Annotated in this window: 14 protein-coding genes; 4 read left to right on the top strand and 10 right to left on the bottom strand. The window is 43.9% G+C overall.

Annotation, left to right across the window (positions count from 1 at the left end):
• Positions 1–410 precede the first annotated feature (410 nt).
• The 5 genes from ushA to IEY03_RS13700 form a co-directional block, all read right to left on the bottom strand.
• Positions 411–2,153: a bifunctional UDP-sugar hydrolase/5'-nucleotidase UshA gene (gene ushA, locus IEY03_RS13680; RefSeq protein WP_188842632.1), complete on the bottom strand. Its 1,743-nt coding sequence runs from the start codon at positions 2,151–2,153 to the stop codon at positions 411–413.
• Positions 2,154–2,309: 156 nt separating this feature from the next.
• Complete coding sequence (locus tag IEY03_RS13685) at positions 2,310–4,967, bottom strand: endonuclease (RefSeq protein WP_188842634.1); 2,658 nt, start codon at positions 4,965–4,967, stop codon at positions 2,310–2,312.
• A 74-nt stretch (positions 4,968–5,041) separates the two neighbouring features.
• Positions 5,042–8,290, bottom strand: a complete 3,249-nt coding sequence (locus IEY03_RS13690; protein ID WP_188842636.1) for an ExeM/NucH family extracellular endonuclease — start codon at positions 8,288–8,290, stop codon at positions 5,042–5,044.
• Between the two features lie 32 nt (positions 8,291–8,322).
• Positions 8,323–9,375, bottom strand: a complete 1,053-nt coding sequence (locus tag IEY03_RS13695) for a porin (RefSeq protein ID WP_188842639.1) — start codon at positions 9,373–9,375, stop codon at positions 8,323–8,325.
• Positions 9,376–10,349: 974 nt separating this feature from the next.
• Positions 10,350–11,453 carry a phosphoribosylaminoimidazolesuccinocarboxamide synthase gene (locus tag IEY03_RS13700; RefSeq protein WP_188842641.1) on the bottom strand — a complete coding sequence of 368 codons (1,104 nt, stop codon included), beginning with the start codon at positions 11,451–11,453 and terminating at the stop codon, positions 10,350–10,352.
• 237 nt (positions 11,454–11,690) lie between these two features.
• Between IEY03_RS13700 and IEY03_RS13705 the strand changes: the two genes are divergently transcribed.
• Positions 11,691–12,650: a DMT family transporter gene (locus IEY03_RS13705; RefSeq protein WP_188842643.1), complete on the top strand. Its 960-nt coding sequence runs from the start codon at positions 11,691–11,693 to the stop codon at positions 12,648–12,650.
• 173 nt (positions 12,651–12,823) lie between these two features.
• Here IEY03_RS13705 and IEY03_RS13710 read toward each other — a convergent pair whose 3' ends face one another.
• The 5 genes from IEY03_RS13710 to uvrA form a co-directional block, all read right to left on the bottom strand.
• Complete coding sequence (locus tag IEY03_RS13710; protein ID WP_188842645.1) at positions 12,824–13,393, bottom strand: LemA family protein; 570 nt, start codon at positions 13,391–13,393, stop codon at positions 12,824–12,826.
• Between the two features lie 9 nt (positions 13,394–13,402).
• Positions 13,403–14,464 (bottom strand): hypothetical protein, encoded by a 1,062-nt coding sequence (locus IEY03_RS13715; protein ID WP_188842647.1) that lies wholly within the window; start codon positions 14,462–14,464, stop codon positions 13,403–13,405.
• A 168-nt stretch (positions 14,465–14,632) separates the two neighbouring features.
• Positions 14,633–16,492: a DEAD/DEAH box helicase gene (locus IEY03_RS13720; RefSeq protein ID WP_188842649.1), complete on the bottom strand. Its 1,860-nt coding sequence runs from the start codon at positions 16,490–16,492 to the stop codon at positions 14,633–14,635.
• A 206-nt stretch (positions 16,493–16,698) separates the two neighbouring features.
• Entirely contained in the window at positions 16,699–17,709 is a 1,011-nt protein-coding gene (locus tag IEY03_RS13725; protein WP_188842651.1) for a M20/M25/M40 family metallo-hydrolase, read from the bottom strand.
• Between the two features lie 39 nt (positions 17,710–17,748).
• A complete protein-coding gene (uvrA, locus tag IEY03_RS13730; RefSeq protein WP_188842653.1) occupies positions 17,749–20,640 on the bottom strand; it encodes an excinuclease ABC subunit UvrA in 2,892 nt (963 codons plus the stop codon).
• A gap of 227 nt (positions 20,641–20,867) precedes the next feature.
• Here uvrA and IEY03_RS13735 point away from each other — a divergent pair, with 227 nt between their 5' ends.
• The 3 genes from IEY03_RS13735 to IEY03_RS13745 all read left to right on the top strand — a co-directional run bounded on the left by IEY03_RS13735 (position 20,868) and on the right by IEY03_RS13745 (position 24,144).
• A complete protein-coding gene (locus IEY03_RS13735; protein ID WP_188842655.1) occupies positions 20,868–22,235 on the top strand; it encodes an MFS transporter in 1,368 nt (455 codons plus the stop codon).
• Positions 22,236–22,289: 54 nt separating this feature from the next.
• Positions 22,290–22,967 carry a single-stranded DNA-binding protein gene (locus IEY03_RS13740; protein WP_188842657.1) on the top strand — a complete coding sequence of 226 codons (678 nt, stop codon included), beginning with the start codon at positions 22,290–22,292 and terminating at the stop codon, positions 22,965–22,967.
• A gap of 163 nt (positions 22,968–23,130) precedes the next feature.
• A complete protein-coding gene (locus IEY03_RS13745; protein WP_188842659.1) occupies positions 23,131–24,144 on the top strand; it encodes a glycosyltransferase family 9 protein in 1,014 nt (337 codons plus the stop codon).
• Positions 24,145–24,164: the final 20 nt, after the last annotated feature.

Below are 24,164 nucleotides of genomic sequence, written 5' to 3' on the forward strand. Positions count from 1 at the left end.
CTAAATGAAAATAATTATCATTTACATTTTGGTGGTAATTGTAAAGATTTACCATCAAAGTGTTTGTGGTGATAACGCTGAAGAGAGCATTTTTTAGCGTTAAGATTATGAAAATAATGTTGGGGGGAGTTGATCTTTCTAGGTTATTTCAACTTATTCTGCTCTTCGTCATCGATATAGACAGCAAGATAGAGAATTGAATCTATCACGAACTCGGCGAGTGTTATTAACAGAGTTTGATTATCTAATGCATTATTTTCAGCGGCAATCAGGTAAGCCTGCGTGTCAAATATTGATTCCCTTGCTATATGTTTACCAGTCAGCCTTAAAATAAACAGCGCCAAACCGAAAGGTTAGGCGCTGTTTAAGGCGTTAAGGGAGCAGCTGATTAACCTTATTAGAACTTCAGTTTAACCGCCGCAGCCATTTGCATTTCTAGAGTTGATATAGCGAACATCTTTTGCTCTGTCATAGTCGACAGGATCGAGCTTGCCATGCTTTTTGATGAATTGATAAAGCATATCTGCATCAATAAAACCGGTGTCTCTGGCCTGTTCTTTCAACTTGGGATATTTGTTACCGCCCGCAGCATTATAGCTAGGTAGGGTAAATCGGTAGTTATCTTCCAGCTTGAAAGGCTTATCACCAACGGCACTGATATCAACATCTTTAGCTTTACAGTCAACGGTCATCTTGATGCCGCTGAAGTGGGCAAAACCTCCTGAGCCTTGAGTCATAAGCGCAACCTTAGACAAATATTTTTTCAGTTCAGCACCCTTCATCTCAGTCACAGTCACACTGTTGGAAAAAGGCAGCACCTCAAGCACATCACGATAACGAATAGGCCCTTTCTTTATGGTGGTACGAATACCGCCAGAATTCATGATGCCGAAATCTGCTGGCACAGGGAGCTGAGTTTGAGCATGGGCTATCATAATTCCTAGCGGTGTCGCTTGGGAACGAACCACCTTACGATCTCCTATGAAATTCGCCTTTGCCACACCAATTTCTTCCCGTAGCTTGACCTGACCGTTGCGCTGATATGGACGCAGTAACTCGAGGGTTTCTGGATCTTTGGGAGTATGCATAGAAGAATGCTGCATGAAACCATACTTGGTTTCAGTGTTTACTGGAACCAGCTCGTAGTGTGCTAGATGAAGCTCACCACCGTAGTATTCAAAGTCTGCACGGCCAATAAATTTGCCCCACTCGTAGGCTTGCATGATCCAAGTGCCATTTTGGCGATCAGGCTTACACGGCTCATCTCGAGCATATTTTTTTACATACTCACCCGTGTCACCTTCCATACAAACAGGTAATTGCGAGTGACCGCCAATGATTGCCTGAATTTGTCCTGGCTCAAGGCTGCGAGCTAGAGATACATCACCGGGCGCGTTACTACCATGCTTACCATTTTCATAGTGACCCATGTGGGTGAGACCGAATACCAGGTCTGGCTGATGCTGTTGTTCAAGCTCTGCCAAGATATCTTTCGCCTCAGCTTGAGCTGAAGTGAATTTTAACCCTGCAACGTATTCTGGATTGCCTATTTCAGCAGTATGCTCAGTAGTTAGACCGATTACAGCTAGTTTTAAGCCCTGAACGTCAAAGACCTTGTAGGGCTCAAAGTAGCGTTGCCATTCCCCATCGACTTGGCGATAAATATTGGCAGATAACCAAGGGAATTTAGACCAGCCTCGCTGTTTATCCATCACTGTTGATGGATTATCAAACTCATGGTTACCCACGGCCATGGCATCATAGCCTAGGTGGTTCATACCGATAAAATCTGGCTCAGCATCTTGAAGATCAGACTCTGGAACGCCAGTGTTGATATCGCCACCTGAGAGCAACAAAACTTGACCACCTTGCTCAACCACCTCTTTGCGGATCTGGTCAAGGATAGTTTTGCGGGCAGCCATACCATAACCACCATTTTCACTATGCCAAAAACGGCCATGGTGATCATTAGTATGCAGTAGGGTGAAGCGCTTGCAGTCATCGCCTGCGGCGATACAGGCGACAGATGCAGTCACCTTCGGCGCTTTAGGAGCTTCTTCAGGCTTCTTCTTATTACAGCCGCTCAATGCTAATGCGAGCGCGATAGCTGAGCCAGTAATAAGTAGGCCAGAAAGACGGAGTGAAGTATTCATAGTAATCCTTCAATATTATTCAGATAAGCGTTGTCATCAGCTTTAAGGGCTGAGTGTCATCATTGAGCATGGCGAGCCGAAGACAACGTTTTTATCGTTAAAAAAAGCAGCACCCAGAGCGATCCCGGTGCTGCTTTTTATAGGCTCAGCTGGTGGTTAGCCTTGGCGGCGACGCAACCAGATTAGCGGTAGCAGTAGAGTGATAAAACCACCTAAACTACCCGCGCCATCAGGCTTAGTCCAACCATTATCTTCGGCGTTTAACACCTCAATGCTAACCGATTGACTAAAGCTTTCTCCGTCAACAGATGCCGTAAGTTCGAACACAAGCACTTGATTAATATTGACGCTAGGTGAAGTCACATCAAGTGTCAGACCCGTAGCGGTAAACAGTGCTATATCACCGGATACCTGCTTCCAGCTGTAACTTGTACCTTCTGGTGCACCCGTAACCGTCGCTGTGATAGAGGTTTTATCGCCTTCGGTCACTTTCGTGGTCCCAGCAAACTCTACATTCAGCGTCAAAGGCACGTTAATTACATTCAGGCTAACATCTTTAGTAGTTTCCAACTTACCGTCGCTGATGGTCAAGGTGAAGTTCAACGTCTCGTCAGCTTTAACCATTGGTGCCGTCAGAGACAAGATAGCCTCGTTGCCAACAAGAATTTTCTCTTCAGCAACCATCTGTTCCCACTTATAAGTTAGGGTAACAGCTTCACCCGCTTTGATTGCAGAGGCATCGAGGGTGTATGCAGCGCCTTCGGTAACACTTTCAGGAGTGACGATATCGCCTTCGACTTCCAAAACAGGGTTTGGATCGTCTCCACAAACTGCACCATAAACCTGTTGCACTAACTCTGGACGGTCAATGAACGGGTTACGGTTTCCTTGGTATTTGTATACTTGGTTGTTACGGTTCTGCTCGTATGTATCAACAGCATCTAATTGGTTCCATGCATACAGAGTACAAAGCGTACCGATCAGCGGAGCGCTATCCTCGTCTGCCGTCGTTAGACGATCTACTGCAACGAGATCAGGCATTTGAGTTGTTGCTGTATCAGTGCCTTGGTAGCGAGTATCCATATACATGATCATACGCGCTACATCGCCTTTGACCTCATCACGAGGTTCCCAGCAATCCGTGGCTTTATCCAAATAGTTACCAGTACCTACACCGTTAAACAGTACCTCTTCACCGGTATCTTTACACGCACCGAAGTCATTGTTGCTTCGCGCAGTATTGATACCTGGATCAGAAGGACGTAGGTGATGGGCATCGGTATAGCCCCACTGAGACTCACTTGGGAAGCCATGGCTTTTGGCCCAAACGTGTTCACGGTTCCACTTGCCTACACCACTACCGCTAGTTTGGTTGTCGTATTTGGAAATAGAAGTGCCAGTGTAGATCTCAATCACTTTTTTATCGTCATTTGGATCTTGGTCTGCGTAGGTCAGTGTGCTCCAAACCTGCTTATAGGTAAGTTGCTTATGTTCTTTGGCTATGATTGCTGATAGGGCATTTTTCAGCTCTTCTGCATTGGCAAATTCGCCACTGACTATATCTGAGTAGTAGATTTCGGCATTGAACGTAGTAGGATCGGCAACCGGAGTCAGCGTCTCACAACCCGTACAAGGACCGGTTTCTGGCAGCGGAGGCTCTGGCGGCGTGACTGAACCATCACAGGTACCCTCACCAGCACAACCTAGACCATCAGCAGTATCAATATCGAAAACAGCCCACTGGTTGTTAGTACCAGGAAAATCTGCTTCTGCTATAGTATCACCAGCAGTGACACTGGCTTTACGGCGCAGGGTTTTATTCGCGGTGGAGAAGTTGGCGTCGTTTGGATCAGTCCAAGCAGAGCCTGGGTCTTCCCCACGCTTACCGAAGCGATCAATAACCACATCGTCTTTAGTTAATACTAGGGCGTCATCACCATTGAAGAAAGTGACAGTAGAAGCATTGCCCACTTTAAACGCATCTGCGGCACCAGAATTATGGAAAACCAAGCTCTTTCCTGGATCCAAAGTGCCAGTTAATGTTTCACTGTTACCAGGGTTTGATGCGTCAGCGCCATTGCCGAACAGAGTCAGCTTATACACGTTGGCATCTAAATCGATGGCGCTGCCACCTACGTTGGAAATCTCAATCGCTTTGTTGTTGCTGCTGCCTTCGATATATTCGGTTAGCAGCAATAAGCCTGGAGTCGCTTCTGAACTACAAGCGCCTTCACCAGAGCAGCCAAGGCCATCAGCAGTGTCAATATCAAATACTAACCACTGATTATTAGTACCAGGGAAATCAGCCTCAGCCACGGTATCACCAGTGGTCACACTGGCTTTACGGCGTAGGGTTTTATTCGCAGTGGAGAAATTGGCGTCGCTTGGATCAGTCCAAGCAGTGCCTGGGTCTTCACCACGTTTACCAAAACGGTCGATTACCACATCGTCTTTGGTTAATACTAGGGCATCATCACCGTTGAAATAAGTGACGGTAGAGGCATTGCCCACTTTAAACGCATCAGCTGCACCTGAGTTGTGGAACACAAGGCTCTTTCCTGGCGCTAAAGTGCCTGTTAAAGTTTCAGTATTACCTGGTTTTGATGCATCTGCGCCATTGCCGAATAGAATCAGCTTATACGCATTAGCGTCCAGATCGATGGCGCTGCCACCCATGTTGGAAACTTCAACAGCTTTGTTGTTGCTGCTACCTTCGATGTACTCAGTAATCACTAAATTTGCATTGGCGGCAGTAGAAAAGCAGCCCAAAACCATAGCAGTAGCCGCGGCAACTGCATTTATTTTAATTCTCATAATCGTATCTCTTTAGAATCTTTGATGGGAAGCGCGCTGTCTAAAGACAGGCGCTTCATTATCGAGATCAACGCTTACTTGCGAAGACGACGGCGCATTGCTGCTAACCCGAACAGGGATAGCAAGCTGATGAAGCCAGTGCTACCCGCACCACCGTCACCGCCAGTACCATCACTTTCTTCTTCTACAATGTCAGCAATCAAGCCGTCGCGGTTAGATACTTTCGCGAGGAAAGTTTGTCCAGACCCTTCTAAAATTTTGCCATCACGCATTAGGTTTACACTAACGTTGTAGATAGCAGATGGCGCACCAAAGACTTCGAAATTCACCAAAGTTGTAGTGTTATTAGAAATAACCACCTTAGGTTGTACCATCTGGTTCAAATCTAAGCGCTGTTCATCATCATACGGAGTCATACTGACGGTCGCGACATCGCCCACTTGAGGTGAAATACTCGCTGGGATTTGATAAGGAACCTTGATCAGCTTTCTCAGTTTTGGCAGGTATAGAGGCACGCTATCATCCGCATCACCAGGCTTATAGCTAATGGTAATGAGCGCAGGATCGTGATCCGATGCGCGATAGATGTCTGGCTTGTAAAACTTATGCGCACCAGTACCGTCGATACTACCTTTGAAGCTGTTTTGATAGTCATACAAACCCGTTTCGGCAGCATTAACATGCCAGTCTGTTGCATCAATCACACGATCTTTTAGCGAAGGTGAGATTAAGATGTGATCAAGCGATCCTAATTCGTCACTGAAAGAGTAACTCCAAGGCGTCTTGCCTTTCTCTTTGAACTTTTCACCGACGATATCAATGTAGCCGTAGGTCTTAGTGATAGTGACTGGTGAGCCATCTTGGTTAAACTGTGGCTTAGGTCCAAGGAAAGTATGGCTCGCGGTAACGATCGTCTTGTTGCGTGGGTTCTCGGTAAGCACCAGCACAGGATCTTCTTTACCATAAGCGTTCAAATCACCAAGGATGATTTTATCCCCAGGAATGTCTTCCATCTCTTCACCTAAGTGAACTGCACCGGCAACGCGGAACTCAGCACAAGCTCCTTGGTAGTCTAGATCGGGCGCTTCACGGTTATTCCAAGTCGTGGCATTACCAAACTCAACACCTTGCCATTCTTCCCAACAACCAGAGCCTTTTGACTTAAGGTGATTTACAGATAGCGTTAAGCGCTTACCTGTTTGGTTAATGATAAAGGTAACCACTAGAGCATCGCGGTGGTAGTTTTGGCCATCTTCCAAGATCTCTTGGTTTTGATCTTTGATCACTTCGCCTAAGTCGTTGACGATGGTTGGCGCTTTTTGCTGAGGCATTGGGATAACGCGAGTGCGCTCAATGCTCATTTTACTTGGGCGATAGATAATACCTGTAGCAATAGCGTCAGAACCAATGGCGTCTAGGTTATCCAGCATTTGATTGCCGTTGTTGTCAAAACCAACAAACACATAACGGTTTTCAGTAGAGTTAGGGCCATTGTAATCTTGGGCGCGCTCATCTACATACTTGATATTGACTTGGTTGACAATCTCAGCAATAGCACTGTCATCGCCAAAACCGTTGTTTTCAATCTCCATCAGGGCCATGACATCAGCATCCTGAGCACGAATAATTTCTACCAGCTTGGTTCTCTGGTGGATGTATTCATCGTAAGTATCAGCGCCTCGGCTTTGGCCATAGTTGTTATTGTCGCCACCAAAAGGAGAGTTAAAGAAGTTAAACAGGTTTTGACTGGCAACGCGGATAGCAAATTCATCATCTGCCACAGTGTCATTCAGATCAGGTTTCTTAGTACGAGGTAAGTTGTGAATAAAGTTATCACTGGTCAACTGATTCGTTATGGTCAGGCTATAGTCCTGGTCAAACTTATCAGTACCTGGGATCAACTCAGTTTCATATTGACTGATCACACCTTGTGCATTAACGAGACTATCATCGATACGGATATAGTTGGTGTGTGGGTCACTGTTAAAGCCGGCGTAGTAAGGTAAGTCTGTACCGTTTGATTTAGGTGAGCTTTCAATCACTAAACGATAGTCATTGTTTTGCTCATAAGCAGCTTTAGATTCAGGGCTTCCTGCAACATGCAAATGGTTAGGCTGTAAGTTAGGACGCTTATACGCCGCTACCATGTTGTTGCGACCGTTAGGAGATGACAGATAGTTGTAACTGAAGCTGCGAGTAATACGCATATCTTGGTCACCATCAGTCTGAGGATCCAGATCGGTAGGCAGATTAACCAACATACCCTCATAACGCTCTAAGGTCTTATCGAAAGAATCGTTATCAGCGCTAATAACCTCAATATCGACAGGCTGTGTGAGGATATCTGTATTCGTCACGTTCCAGCTAAATGCTGTATCTGCAGACAGTTGTGTTTGACCTTGGTATTCAGCCACTTTACTACCGATACAAACAGTTTGACCTACTTTAAGATCGCCCGCTGCACTAGAGCTAACAAAGAGGCCATCAGAAGTCTCAGGATCATTATCAGAAACAAGGTTACGAAGATAGAAACCATCGTTAGGAATAGAGACCTTAGCCGAGATAATCCCTTCTACGGCAATTTTTTCATCTGACTCAGTCTTACCTTCGGCAATCAAAGGCGAAGTAAAGCCTGTACCCTGAACTTCGCTAGGAGACAAGATTTCACTGCTATCAGTTGGGCAAGTAAAGATGTCCATGATGTCTTCAGCATCAGCAGCAGGCAGCTCTGATTTACCTAGATCATCAAATCTCATCGGTAAAATGTTCTGCCAGTTAGCAGCATCGAAGGTGCCTGATTGAGCAGGATTGCTGCCATCGGCCGCTTTTTTACGACGTAAAGTAGTATTAGGTGCCCACTTACTAGTTTCATTCTCGGCGCCAACACGATCGATAACAGTATCACCATTTTTCAGGAAAAACCCGTCATCACTGGTCATAAACAGGTTGTTGTACTTATTACTGGCATCATAGGTAGAGACAACAACAGTGCCACCTTGAGTAGTAATGGCATTACGAAACTCTTCACTAGCTCTGCTATTGACAACAACCATAGCTGCACCTGGTGCAAGCGTGTGGCCAGTTAATAGCGGCTTAGCATCAGCATTAAGCAACTCATTGTCATACTTGCCACTTGAACGTTGGAAAGCGGTAATTTCATCGGTGAAGGTGAAGGCCTCAGATCCAGTATTGGTGATCTCAACCGCGCCAACATTGGCATCGGTACTCTGGGTCATTTCGGTGATCAGCAGGTCTTGAACGCCAGCGAAGGCGCCCATGCTGATGGTGCTGGCAATAGCCAGCGATAGGAAACTTTTTTTCATAGTAAACTCTATAAAAGTGAATTCAATTCGGACTAGAAATACATACGCGCGTAGGCATATGCTGCTTCAGGGGCTTCGCCTACTCGGCCTTCTAGTGATAAAACGATGTCGCGGGCAGGGCGATAGTTGAAACCTAAACTGGCCCACTGACGCTCTTTTCCGTATTCAGGCGGTAGCTCAGAGTAATCGTAGTTAGGACCAATCAGATCCCAGCCTTCATATTCTTCGTGGTTTACTGAGCTGATGATTTCCCAGTGTTGATTAAGATCATACTTGGCACTGAGCGTTAGCCCTTGATTGCGGAAAGTTTGATAATCGAGGTGTACATCACCGCCCTTACGCGTAGACAAGTCTTCATCTTCTACAAAGCCATTTAAACCAATAGATAAATCAGGCATTAGTTTCAGGCGTGCCCCAAAACCTACTTGTTGTTGTTCACCGTATTTACTGACACCGTTTGAGCCGCCGCGAGTTTCTAAACCAACGACTACAGACAGCAGATCAGACATCCACCCCATGTATCCGTTAATGATGTCACCTTGTAGTGCACCACTCTTATGCTCACCGTCGTATGAGTAAGAGGCGCCGAAAATAAAATTGTCAAATTCAGCTTGATATTTAACCGTGTTTTCTTGGTCACCAGCTTCACCGGTTTCAACTGACTTGTTGAAGGTGAAATCACCGAAGTGGTCGTAATCATCGAATGCTGTATCGGTCAAGCCTAGCTCGATCCACTGTTGATCGGTAAAAGCATAACCGACGTACATTTTGTCAATGGCCAATTCGAATTCACCATCGCCGCCAAGCCAGTTGCGGCGTTGGTAATCTAATTCAAGACGGTAGGTAAACTGTTGACGTTTTCCCGTTACGCCCATGGTGGCGAAGCTATCATCTACATAGCCTTTGGTATCGTAGAACTCATCGTGGTTGTAATCTGGATGAGTATCAAAATGCCCACCGACACCCACTTCGCCATACAAGCGAACGTGGTCGCCTTGACTGTCACCATCTAGCATTACAGCGCTCACTGAACCCGCACTAAACATAGTGAAGATAGCAATTGCAATTGTTGATTTTTTTAACATTACTGTTACTTCCGAATAGTAATTTGTCAGCCTATATTTGAAGGCCAAACTTAAAATTAAAAATATTAATTAGTAAATTTTTACACTGCTAGCTGCTGATAGGAGGTGGAGCATTTGATGGCGAAAGCGCCGAGACTTTTGTTACATATTTCATAAATTGACCCCATATTTATAATATTGTCGCTAATTTTTATTAACGTGAGGCGCGATTGTTGCAGAGTTTGATAACAAAAAAAAGGATGTTTAGTCACATTTTTAAAACACAAGTATTTGTTAAACAAGGATAAAAAGACGTTTATTGAACACATCAGAGAACGGGTGGTAACACAAACTGCTTTATAGTGCTAAAAATCAGGATCTTAAGGGAGAACGTGGTCGGATGTGTTTGCTGTAAACTGACGTGAGAATTAAAGGGGATTTTTATGAATAAATTAGACACTCAAGTGCATGAGCCATAGCGGTGCGATGGATAAAACCTGTGACTGATCTTTAAGTACCCAAGAACGCGGCCACGTAACGTCATTCATGCGTTAAGTTGCCCTAGTTTAACTGAGCATAGGGGGTGTGGAAGATTGGCAACATATATGCCATTGAATCTTACGAGCTTGGGTATGGCAGTCAGTTTACGGGAGATTGAGTTCAATTTGATAATGATTTTTCTTCATCTGGCCATGGCTCAGTGATGCAAGGATAAGTGATCATTGTGTTTGACCCATGGCGAGAGGTGCCAATAAGACTTGAGCTACATGGTGAGTATATAAGCGGGGGAGGTTTAGGTTGTTTGAACTTATGCTGTTTCAATGCTTAGCTTAGGTAAAGTTTAAGCCTTAGTTGATTGCACGATCATTAGGTTGTCTAACCTTAGTTTGAATGAAATAACCGAAAAAAGGATGACATTGAGTCATCCTTTTTCTATTGGTAATATCCTGATTACCAGTTCATCAGTATTGCCTGCTGAACTGTCTTACTCAAATTTAGACGATTAAATCATATTCATTTTTCAAAATTTCAATAATGTCGGCTTTGGGATTGGACGACAAAATGATTTTTTGACCGGTCACTTTTTCCGCTACGCCGGTATAAGTTTCTGAAACAGCCATCATGGCGGCTAAAGGCAAATCATTATCACGAGCAAGTGCCTCACGCTCCGGCATTCTATCTTTATTGAGCAAGATATCAGCATCGTCAAAATGATTGAGCAAGAATTGGCGGAAACCTTCTTTTGAGTTTTCGACAATCTTACCTTTACGATAAGCTGCGCCATCCCAAATGCGCGAAGAATCAGGCGTACCCACTTCATCCATGTAAATGAGCTTTGAGTGACCATCTTTATCTGTGACATAACCAAATTCAAATTTGGTATCTACAAACACTTGGTCTAACTGAGCTAAAGCATCAGAAATGACTTTAAAGCCTTGCTTTAATAGTGTTTCGTATAGATCGATATCTGCAGGTTTTTCAAATCCAAATGCTTGATAATTGGCTTCAATGTCACTGCGGCTGATGTTGACATCATCCTGCTCTGGTACACCAGGAATACCGGTTAAAATGCCTTTAGTTGACGGGGTAATGAGTAACTCAGGTAACTTTTGATCTTTGGTCAAGCCTTCAGGTAAGGTGATGCCACAAAACTCGCGCTCACCTTTCGCGTAAGCACGCCACATTGAGCCAGTAATATACTGACGACAAATGGCTTCCACTTTAATTGGGCGAGCTTTTTGTACTATCCACACAAACGGATGCGGAATATCCAGAATATGGCTATCGGCTAGTCCATTTTCGGCAAATAACTTAAACCAGTTATTTGAAATGGCGTTCAATGCAGCGCCTTTACCCGGAATACCTTGTAGATTACCTTCACCATGAAAAATACAGTCAAATGCAGAAATACGATCACTGATAACCATGATTGCTAATGGTGTATTTTCAGGGACATTATAGCCTTTGTCTTTGATTAAACGACGACTATCAGCTTCGGTTAGCCAATATACACTGCGTACTTTACCGCTATGCACGGGTTTGTCTGTGCGAATTGGTAAATCGTTATTAACGGCTAAAACGGAATCGGCAAGACTCATGACGAGTATTCCTCTAGTTGAAGGGGTAAGGGCTATTTTTTATGGCGGCTATTTTACCCGTATTCTTTGGTTTTGCCACGTAAAAAGGCGAGGTTAAAATAGGCTTTTTTCACTACAGAACAATCCAATGCTGAATTGCAGCCTATAAATCCTCGCTTGTTATTGCAGCATAATATTAGCTGACACGCATGCGCATATCAGGCAGTATTCAATTCTTCAATATTAAGAGCCAATACCGTGAAAAATACTCAAGTGGATAACACTGCCAAGCTAGGTCTTATTTTCGTTTCCGTTGCGGTTTTTTTTTGGGGGATTTTACCCATAGCATTGAAGCTGTCGGGGCGATTTATCGATCCTGTGACTTTGACTTGGTTTCGGTTTTTAATGGCGTTCGTGGTGACCTTATTGCTGCAATGGCGATTTGGCCAACTAAAGCAATTTACTCAACTAATTGGCACCGATTGGCTTAAATTGGGACTTGCTGGCACTTTGTTAATGTTTAACTATGTGTCTTTTGTTTATTCACTGGATTACCTTGCACCGGGAACAGCCCAATTGAATTTTCAAACTGCACCATTCTTCTTAGCCTTTGGTGGTGTGCTGTTATTTAAAGAGCGCTTAAATGCAGTGCAATTAACTTGTTTTGCGACCTTGGCCATTGGCATGCTGATGTTTTTTCATCCTAATTTGAATTTTGGCAACGCTGATAACCATCAAATTATGTTTGGTGTGCTAATCGTGCAGTTTTCGGTATTGTCCTGGACGAGTTATGCATTATTGCAAAAGTCTCTAGGGGCTAAATTATCCCCGAGTAATGTGTTGTTGTTCATCTATGGCTTAGGTATTTTCGCCATGGCGCCATTGTGTGACTTTAGCCATTTTGAATTAATGAATTTAGCTGATTGGGGGATCGTGGTTTTTTGTGGTGCAAATACACTGATTGCCTATGGCTGTTTTGGCCAAGCAATGAAGTATTGGCCGACTGCGCAAGTCAGTGCCATGTTGGCGCTGACGCCAGTGTTGAGTTTTAGTGCCACCGCTATCGTGGTGAGTCTTGGTTGGTGGAGCAGTGTTTTTAGCGCTGATAATCTGGATGCGTTATCTTTATCTGGCATAGCGCTGATCATCAGCTCGGTATTTGCGGTGCAGATTTGGCCTTTGTATGCCAAACGTAAACGCGCTAAATCGAGTGGGTGATCATTGGCTGATTTGAAATCGCCAGCATCAATATCGACCGTTATGATACTGGCTAGAGACTCGCTTTCAATTGCGAGTCACTTTGATTCATCGGCTGAGCAATACGAACCTGAGATTGAGCGGTGATCTCAGTTGCTATCAGCACTGGGTTATAAGCTAAATCTCATTCGATATTAAAATTTAGGTTTATATTCAAACTCGGCCTGTGCTTTACTGTCACTAAACACTTCAATAGTCTGTTTTTTATTAAAAAAACTGTTCACTAAGTTATTCGGGAAAGACTGAATACAGCCGTTAAAATTGGCTACATTTTGGTTGAAAATACGCACAGCAGCGCCTACATTTTCCTCTTGTTCGGTGATTTCATACATAAACTTGGCAAAAGATTCAGAGGCCTTTAGTTCTGGGTAAGCTTCTACCGCAACATGTAGCCCTTTCATTAAGGCTTGCGAAGCTTGATCGACATCATTTTGCAGCTTGGTATCAATTTTATTGTCTTGAAGCGCATTGATCCCTTGGCGCAAAGCAGTAATTTTAGGTAATAGATCTTTTTCATAATCTTGATGCTGCTGGAGCACGCGATCAAGTTCAGGAATAATTCGACTGCGCTGCCTTTCTTGGGTAAGCACATCCGCCCAGCCTCGTTGTACCGCATTGTGCTCTTTGACGATGGCATTATAAATACTGAATACAATGATCGCGACCACAACTAAAATGGCAACAATGATAAAAGATAGATCCATAATTTTTCCTTAATGTAATGGGCTAGCGCTGTGTTTGATGATCTGATTAACAAAACCAAATATACGGTTCACTGTGAACAAAGATGTGTCATTTAGCAATTCTTGTTTGAATTTTTCTGGCTCAGTGATGTCATAATTCATTGCAGGATTAAGTAAGTGAGTATTTTTTTGGTTGATTAATAAGCTGCCATCGTAGGCAAACTCAATGGTTAAATCATCAAGCTTATTCGCCAATTGTTCACAAGCAATTACCACTACAGGCTCTAAAAATTTAGCGGCGTTGAATTCTGAATCTGTTTGCACATAAAAGCGTTTTTCAAACTCGCGTGATGCGGGCATGAAACGCTGTTGCCAATGTTTTGTCAGCCTTGAACTGCTGATGACTAAATGGGTGGTTTTGTTGATTGCAGGAAAGATAACCCCTTGACGATAATAATGATCGTACACAGTTCTCGTGCGTGTTCGAGTGCCACCTTTGCCGTCTGACTCCTGATACGTTTCTGTTCTTTTATCCACATAGTGATGATAAACCACCGCGGCGCGGATAAGACCCGACTCAGAATGGAAGTCAATGAGTTTACCCCATTCAACATTTTGCGAGTAATTACCGCGGTTAAAGTCGATAAATTTATGCTGGGCATTATTCAAGAAGCCAGCATCACAATGAGTGATATTGTAAAGGTGCTTTAAGATTTCATCGCGAAATAAATTCGATAGAGTTGAAATGCGCTTTTTGCGGGCAATAATTTGATAGATGGCGACGATAGCGACTATGGCGCAGACTCCCCATATGAATAAGTCGCCGTTGGAAACTCGAGTATATTGGCTTTGTGCCTCAAGATAAAACCAATAACCAATAGCGAAGATCACTGACGCTAAAATACACAGGTATAAAGCACTATTTTGGTAAGTAAGTTGATTTGGATAAGCAATGGCTTTATCTAAACAGGCTTTAACGACATCAATAGATTGAGATTGAGCCACCTTAGCTTGCAGCTTGGTGATAAATTGAGTGAGCGCTTTGTTATTGATGGGTTTGATTGCATGTTCAGAGACATTTTTGGCCGACATTTTACATCCTTGTCATAAATCTTATGTTTATGTTACAAGGAAAACTAAGCCTGTAAAGTGTTGCATTGAGGCTTATTGAGTTGAACAGCACAATGATGACAGTGTTTAAAAATAAAAATGGAGCCCAAAGGCTCCATTGTTTAATCATTCGTTGGCTTCAACGTTTTATTAACCGTTATCACGTGGTTTACGTGGACGGCGTTCAGCTGATGAACGATCGCCAGAAGGACGGTCACCACCACGAGGACGACGGTCACCCGATGGGCGATCTCCACGTGGGCGACGAGGTGCGGCAGCACCACGACCTGAATCAACAAATGTTTCATCACCGGCTTCACGAATGTTGAGTGGACGACCACAAACACGCACTTTTCTCAGGTGAGTTAATACATCTTTTGGCATGCCATCTGGTAAATCAACGGTAGTGACTTGATCGTACAGTTGAATTTGACCGATATAGCGGCTGTCGATGTTAGCTTCGTTAGCAATCGCGCCAACAATGTTACCTACACCAACGCCATTTTCACGACCTACATCAATCACATAGCGATTCATTTTAACATCAGGATTATCTTTTAATCCTTCTGGTTGGCCGAAGCTAGTAGGTGATGGACGGCTGCTACGCTCGCGACGAGGACGGTCACCGCCATCGCGTGAGCCACGGTCTTCACGAGAACCACGTTCGTCACGTGAATCACGTTGACGCTCTTGGATCTGTGGTAACTGTAATGGACGCTCTTGTTGTACTTGCTGTAATAAAGCCGCAGCTAATAAATCGGTATCGATTTCTAACTGAGTACATAATTCAGCAACAGCATTTTTCATGAAATCTAAATCAGTGTTTAGTGTTTCTTGAATTTGCTCACCTAAACGAGATAAACGACGCTCTGCAACCGTTTCTGGGCTAGGGATTTTCATTGGCGAAATACGGCTATTTGTAGCACGTTCGATAGTACGCAACATGCGCATTTCACGGTGTGTTACAAAAAGGATAGCCATACCAGTACGACCCGCGCGGCCAGTACGACCAATACGGTGTACATAGGCTTCTGAGTCATAAGGAATATCGTAGTTTACTACGTGACCGATACGTTCAACGTCTAGACCACGAGCAGCAACGTCAGTGGCAATCAAAATGTCTAGCTTGCCACTTTTTAATTGCTCAACAGCACGCTCACGGGCTTGTTGATTCATGTCGCCATGTAATGGTGATGAAGCGTAACCACGTGCTTCTAGCTTTTCAGCCAACTCAACACAGCTATTACGAGTACGTACGAAAATAATAATACCTTCGGTATTTTCAACTTCTAATACACGTACTAATGCTTCTAGTTTATTGTGTTGTGATACTTGTACGTAACACTGTTCAATAGACTCAACCGTTGTATGGCTGGCAGCGATACTGATGTTAACTGGGTTAGTTAAGTGCTTGCTAGCAACACGCTTAATTTGCTCAGGCATAGTCGCTGAGAATAAGGCTAACTGGCTGTTTGCTGGCTTATGTTCTAATACCCATTCGATATCATCGATAAAGCCCATTTTTAGCATTTCATCAGCTTCATCAAGTACTAATGCTTTTAACGCATCTAACTTTAATGTGCCGCGACGCATGTGATCCATTACACGACCTGGCGTACCAACAATCACTTGTGGTCCACGCTTAAGGGCGCTTAATTGTTGATGCATGCTTTGACCACCGTAAATCGGTAGTACATGGAAGCCTTTCATGTGCTTGGCATAACTGCCAAACGCTTCAGCAACCTGAACTGCAAGTTCACGTGTTGGTGCTAAAACTAAAATTTGTGGGGCATTAAGACGAATATCGACTTTGTTTAGTAAAGGCAGTGCAAACGCACCTGTTTTACCTGTACCTGTTTGGGCTTGGCCGATAATATCTTGACCAGCCATAAGCGGATCAATACTTGCTGACTGGATCGGTGTTGGTTTCTCATAACCTAACTCGTCAAGAGCACGCAACAGATTCTCAGACAGGCCGAGTTCGCGGAAAGTTCTTTCATTGGATGACATTGGGTTGTAGCCTTGTGGATGTGCACGAAATTCGGATGCTCGTGCTGAGTTTCACAGACAGAAAATCAACCCCGTGTCGATTTCCCGCGCCGAAAGGGCGATATTATAGCAGTGGTTCTGCATTTTGACTATACAAAATCTGATATATATTTAAATGTGGCCTGATTTTTGCCTTATCTTGAGAATTATTCACCCCGTAGATGATGTTATTGTGGGTTTATTTCAATTTGAGGTTGGCTGATAAAGCTGTAGGCCATTTCGGTCACACTGGCTAAAAAGTCAATCTTTAGCGTGTCGATAGTATCATCCACTGTGTGATATTGATTATGTGGTGGTACGCCGAAGTAAACCCAAGGTATGCCTGCTTTATGAAAAGGGTAGTGATCGGATGCTTTTAACCAATTCATTCGTTTTATACCGGTAGAACTATTTTTTGCATAACTTAAACGTATGCACAATTGATGTTTGTTGGTGATATCCGTTTTTATCTGTTCAAAATGGGCAAAGTTTTGTTCGCCTTCAATATATATCGCCCTAGGACGCGAAGGGTGGCCAATCATATCTAAGTTCATGGCTAATTCTATTTGCATCTCAGAATGAGCTTGTATTTGCTCGACCAATCCATAACTACCATATAAGCCTTGCTCTTCAGCATCGGTTGCAACCAGCATTAAATTGACCTCAGCCAGTCCAGTTGTCTGCCATTGCTCGGCGATGGCCAATAAACCTGCAATACCAGATGCATTATCATCGGCACCATGAAACGTGCGCATCCCTTGCTGCCCAAGATGATCATAATGAGCCGTAATAACTCGCCAGCGATTTGATGGTGTGCGGCTGGGGATGATGCCAACAATATTCACGCCTTGTTGCTGACTAAATTGATACTTGTATGTAAACGGGACTTTAAAAGCGGTTTGCCAAGGTTGTAAACCAAGATCTGTAAAGCGCTGCACTAGATAATTTTGACTCAGTGTGGCGCCATCGCTACCGGTTTTTCGACCGGCGAATTCTACAGAGGTGAGGATGCGGATATCATCGATGATTTGGGGGCTATTTACCCATTGGTGTTGTAAAGGCAAATTACAATCTAGGCTATCTTTACTGGCACAGCTACTCAAGATAAATACCAAGGCGAGGCTATATAGTATAGCCCCTTTGGCAGTGGTAATTGGGTTGAAACAGGGTGCTTTTATCGATGCGCCTGATGTGCTCATATTTGTCCTTTATCGCATCAGATAATCCAAGTAAAAATCCTAAGTCGATTTATTAGCGGGCTTTTTAGCACCAATGCTGGGCTTTTTAGCCGCTCGTTGTTTATGCAGAGCCAACATAGGTTTTAAAAAACGTGCCGTATGCGATGTTGGGTGTTCAGCGACATCTTCTGGGCTTCCAGCCACTAAAATAGTGCCGCCGCCTGAACCGCCCTCAGGGCCTAAATCAATAATCCAATCAGCAGTTTGGATTACATCTAAGTTATGTTCGATAACGACTATGGTGTTGCCGTGAGATTTTAGGCGATGTAAGACATCTAACAATAGCTGAATATCGGCAAAATGCAGTCCCGTGGTGGGTTCGTCAAGGATATACAGGGTTTTACCGGTATCGCGTTTGGATAATTCTTTAGCCAGTTTAACCCGTTGCGCCTCACCACCGGATAAGGTGGTCGCGCTTTGTCCTAAACGAATATAAGACAAACCCACATCCATCAAGGTTTGTAGTTTGCGGGCTATGGCGGGAATCGCATCGAAAAACTCACGCGCTTCTTCTATGGTCATTTGTAGCACTTCGTGAATGTTTTTACCTTTGTATTTTACTTCTAAGGTTTCACGATTATAGCGCTTGCCTTTACAGGCATCACAAGGCACGTAAACGTCGGGTAAAAAGTGCATCTCAACTTTGATTAATCCATCTCCCTGACAAGCTTCACAGCGGCCACCTTTAACGTTGAATGAGAAACGGCCAACTAAATAACCGCGTGTGCGCGCTTCTTGGGTGCCGGCAAATATTTCTCGCACTGGGGTGAAAATACCCGTGTAAGTGGCAGGGTTGGAACGTGGGGTTCTACCAATCGGACTTTGATCGATATCCACTACCTTATCGCAGTGTTCCATGCCTTTGATTTCTTTGTACGGTGCAGGTTCATCTACTGTGGCACCATTAAGCATGCGATGGGCAATTTTGAAAAAGGTATCGTTAATTAAGGTTGATTTACCTGAACCCGACACGCCAGTCACGCAAGTTAATAAACCGACAGGAATGGTTAAATCGACATTTTGCAGGTTATTACCTGTTGCGCCGAATAACTCGATCACTTTTTTTGGATCGATAGGGGTGCGTTGATCGCTAATATGAATTTGTTTTTTACCTGAAAGGTATTGGCCTGTAACCGAGGCTTCACAGTCAAGAATATCGGTTAAGGTGCCTTGTGCAATAATTTCTCCGCCATGCACACCCGCACCTGGGCCGATATCAATGACATGGTCAGCCATGCGTATCGCATCTTCATCATGCTCAACCACAATAACGGTATTACCTAAATCACGTAGGTGAATAAGGGTGTTGAGTAATCGCTCATTATCGCGTTGATGTAAACCGATTGAGGGCTCATCGAGTACGTACATTACGCCCACTAAGCCGGCACCAATTTGGCTCGCTAAACGAATACGTTGCGCTTCACCGCCAGATAAGGTGTCGGCAGAGCGCGATAAACTTAAATAATTCAAACCCACATTGACCAAAAATCCTAAACGCTCACCAATTTCTTTTAAAATTTTGTCAGCGATTTGAGCCCGTTGACCTTCAAATACTAGCTCGGCGAAATAACTTTTAGCTTCACCGATTGACCAGGTTGTTAGTTGCGGTAAATTTAAATCGCCAATAAACACGTTGCGGGCTTCTTCACGCAAACGTGAGCCCTCGCAACTGTTACAAGGCTGCATGTTGATGAATTTAGACAACTCTTCGCGTACCGAGTTACTCTCGGTTTCACGATAGCGTCTGTCCATATTATTCAAAATTCCCTCAAATGGATGATTACGAACCACCACATCCCCACGGTCGTTAATGTATTTGAAAGCAATATTTTGTTTGCCTGAACCAAATAGCACTAGCTTTTTCACTTTATCGCTTAGCTGTTGGAACGGGGTTTCAACATCAAATTTGTAATGTTCTGCCAGTGAACTGAGCATTTGGAAGTAATAGAAGTTTCTTCTATCCCAGCCTCTAATCGCGCCGCCAGCTAACGACAGTTCATCATTACTGATCACTCTTTCAGGGTCAAAAAACTGCTGAACACCTAAGCCATCACAGGTTTGGCATGCCCCCGCTGGATTGTTAAATGAGAAAATCCGCGGTTCTAGCTCGGTCATGGAGTAACCGCAATGGGGGCACGCAAAGTTGGCTGAGAAAATCAGTTCCTCAGTGCTAGTGTCTTCCATTGAAGCAATTTTTGCGATTCCGCCGGATAGTTCTAATGCGGTTTCAAAGGATTCAGCCAAACGCTGTTTTAAATCTTCGCGTACTTTAAAACGGTCAACGACAACTTCAATGGTGTGCTTCACGTGCAAGTCGAGGGTTGGAGGATCGGTTAAATCACACACTTCGCCATCAATTCTGGCGCGAATGTAGCCTTGAGCCGACAAGCTTTCGAGTAGTTTTACATGCTCACCTTTACGATCGTTAACCACTGGGGCAAGTAACATTTGGCGGCTGTTTTCGGGTAAGGCTAATACTTTGTCAACCATCTGGCTTACCGTTTGTGCCGATAACGGCTGTCCATGAGTCGGACAGCGTGGTTCGCCCACTCGCGCAAACAATAAACGTAAGTAGTCATATATTTCGGTCACCGTGCCTACGGTAGAACGTGGGTTGTGTGAGGTCGATTTTTGCTCAATTGATATTGCTGGGCTTAAGCCTTCAATGTGGTCAACATCGGGCTTTTCCATCAAACTTAAAAATTGACGCGCATAGGAGGACAATGATTCAACATAACGACGTTGTCCTTCTGCGTAGAGAGTATCGAAAGCGAGTGAAGACTTTCCTGATCCAGATAATCCTGTGATAACAATGAGTTTATCCCTTGGGATAGTCAAATTGATGTTTTTAAGATTGTGGGTTCGGGCACCGCGGATTTCAATATTGTCCATCTACTCGCTCTATGTTCGCTATGGGGCAAAAATGGGTTTCAGTATCGCACATTAACTGACACCTGTTTAGTCAATCGTGACTATTTGCCATTGTGATTTGGTTTACGATGAAACCCTAAAAAAAGTTTAATTAAGCTTAAATTCATAATCTGTGATTTCCTTTTGAGCATGTGATTCAGGCTATGGTAATATGCGCGACTCATCGAATTGGTTAAAAGGGTATATGAATGGCCAGTAATGGACTGTCGGGCATGGAAAAAAAAGTCGCATTTTCGTTAGCCAGTGTGTTTGGCCTACGTATGATGGGGCTATTCATGATCATGCCTGTTTTTGCGTTATATGGGCAACACCTTGAAGGTTTCTCACCACTTTGGGTTGGTATTGCAATTGGTGCATACGGACTTACCCAAGCCATTCTACAAATTCCTATGGGTATTCTGTCTGACAAATATGGCCGTAAACCTATCATCATGGCGGGATTGGTCTTGTTTGCCATTGGCAGTTTAATTGCCGCATCGTCTGATCATATTTATGGTGTGGTGTTTGGCCGAGCCGTACAAGGCATGGGAGCAATAGCGGCTGCCGTGTTAGCACTTGCTGCCGATTTAACCCGCGATGAGCAGCGCACTAAGGTGATGGCCGTAATTGGTATGTGTATCGGATTTTCATTTGCATTATCTTTGCTCGTCGGCCCCATCGTTGCGCAATATGTTGGATTAACAGGGCTGTTTTTACTGACAGCTGTGTTAGCCGTAGTGGGTATTTTGATTGTGCAGTTTTTTGTGCCTAACCCGATTAGTCATGCCCCTAAAGGTGACACCTTAGCCACACCGGCTAAATTAAAAAAAATGCTACTTGATCCGCAATTATTTCGATTAGATGCCGGTATTTTTATTCTGCATTTAGTGTTAACAGCAGTGTTTGTGGCGTTACCTTTAGATTTAGTCGATGCGGGTTTAGTGAAAGAAAAGCATTGGATGTTATACTTTCCGGCTTTTGTTGGTGCATTTTTTCTGATGGTGCCGTTAATCATCATCGGCGTGAAGAAAAATAATACTAAAACCATGTTTCAGATTTCATTATTGTTGATGATAGCCTCGCTGGGCGCCATGGGCATTTTTGCTGACAATCTTTGGGTGTTGAGCGCAGCAGTGTTGTTCTTTTTCACGGGGTTTAATTATCTTGAAGCATCACTACCCAGTTTGATTGCTAAGTTTTGCCCCGTTGGTGATAAAGGCTCTGCCATGGGGGTGTATTCAACCAGCCAATTTTTAGGCGCATTTTGTGGTGGCATGTTAGGCGGTGGCGCGTACCAGTTAGTCGGCGCCTCGGGGGTGTTTTTTGTCGCACTGGGGTTAATGGTCTTATGGTTGTTATTAACTTTTGGGATGGCAAAACCTGTACTGTTAAAAAGTTATACCCTTGAAGCGAATATAAAAGATAAACCTCATGCTCAAACTATGGCCTCTCAGTTATCACAGTTAACTGGTGTGGCTGAAGCCATAGTGGTGTTAGAGGATAAAGTTGCCTATTTAAAGGTGAATGACGATTTCAATTTAAGCGAAGCCAGAGCTGTGTTAGGCTCTGTTAATTAGATCATTTTGATCAACCGAATAAGTATATAGAAAAGATAATCGCAGGAGATTTCGATGGCCAGTCGTGGTGTGAATAAAGTTATTTTAGTGGGTAACTTAGGTAAAGATCCTGAGGTACGTTACATGCCAAATGGTAATGCCGTTGCCAATTTTACTGTTGCGACCAGTGAGTCGTGGAAAGACCAACAAGGTCAACTACAAGAGCGTACAGAGTGGCATAATATTGTCATGTATCGCCGCTTAGCTGAAGTTGCTGGTGAGTACCTAAAAAAGGGCTCTAAAGTCTATTTAGAAGGCAAATTACAAACCAGTAAATGGCAAGACCAAACGACGGGTCAAGACCGTTACAAGACTGAAATTAATGCAATGGAAATGCAAATGCTTGATAGCCGTAACAGTGGTGCGGGTCAAGATAACGCTCAATATGATCAAGCGCCGGGGCAACGTGCGCCGCAAGCGTCTCGTCCAGCAGCACAGCCTCAGTATAATCAAGGTGGCGTAAACCAGAGCGCACCACAAGGTGGTTATCAGCAAGCACCCGCTCAAGGTGGTTATGCACAACAAAATAAGCCAGCACCACAACAGCCTGCTTATGCACCTAAACCACAAGCGCCTCAAGCTAATTACCAGCCTCAGCAAAATGTGGCACCGGCTCAGCGTCCAGCACCTCAACCTGCGCAAAACTTTACCCCAGATTTAGATGAAGGTTGGGATGACGATATTCCGTTCTAGGATTCTTGTTACAGTAACTTAACGCAAGTTAATTAAACTTAAGACCTGCTTGCAGGTCTTTTTAATTTTTGTATGTTGATATAAAAGAGTGGGTTCTTTCTCTTTTGTATGCAGGCTCTGGTAAACTCAGCTGAGATTATTAGGCAATCTTAGAAAGAAGATAATGATGGAAAAAATTCTGTTCATTCGCCATGACAAAATCGGAGATTTTATTCTCACATGGCCTGCTTTTTATATATTAAAAAAGGCATTACCTAATACGCGTATTGAGGTTTTCGTTGCGCCAGTAATGAAAAGCTTCGCACTGACCTGCCCATATATTGATGATGTTGTTGTCGATACGGGTGATGATGTGCAGTTAATTGAGCAAATCAAAGCCAATCGTTATGATGCCGTGATTGTGTCGCACTCAGATTTTCGAATTTACAATTTAGTCAGTAAAGCTGATGTTCCATACAAAATTGCCCCTAATCATGGTTGGTTTCGATACCTATATCGTCATCGAGCGAATACACAATATAAAAAAGGCGAACCCTGTTGGCGCGGCAGTTATATGTTAGCCGAGCAGTTTTTGCATAATCATCAGATCACCATACCAGAGTTACCATTACAGCTGTGGGATGTGAGTTCAGAGCGTGAACAGTGGCGTAAATACTATCAACAACAAAATGATGAAAAACTGATTTTTATTCATCCAGGTACTGGCGGTTCTTCAGGGAGTTTGCCCGAGGCTCATTTTGCAGAGTTGATAACAAAGATTGATCAGCGCACAGATTTAGATTGTCGTTTCATATTAACCTATAGTGGTGATGAAAAAGCACTGGCGCTTAGCATTCAATCATTACTGGTTAAGACCAATATCAAAGTTGAATTAGCCACACCATTGAAAAGCTTGGCTGATTTTGCCCGTTCGATTGTGGCGGCAGATATGTTTATCGCAGGCTCAACCGGCCCTCTGCATATTGCAGGGTTACATAATGTGCCAACGGTAGGCTTTTATGCAGGTCGACGCTCTGCACCAAAGTTGAAATGGCAGACATTAACAGAACCGGCTAAACGTTTAGCATTCACTCCACCTGTGGGGCGAAAGGGGCGAAATATGGCCTTGGTTGATGTGGATCACGCGGCAAATGAAATTAGCGCCTTTTTAAACCAGCATTATGCTGAGCAAGTGTAATTTGAATGGTGTTGTAAACA

The sequence above is a fragment of the Shewanella aestuarii genome, assembly GCF_014647215.1.
Lineage (GTDB): Bacteria > Pseudomonadota > Gammaproteobacteria > Enterobacterales > Shewanellaceae > Shewanella > Shewanella aestuarii.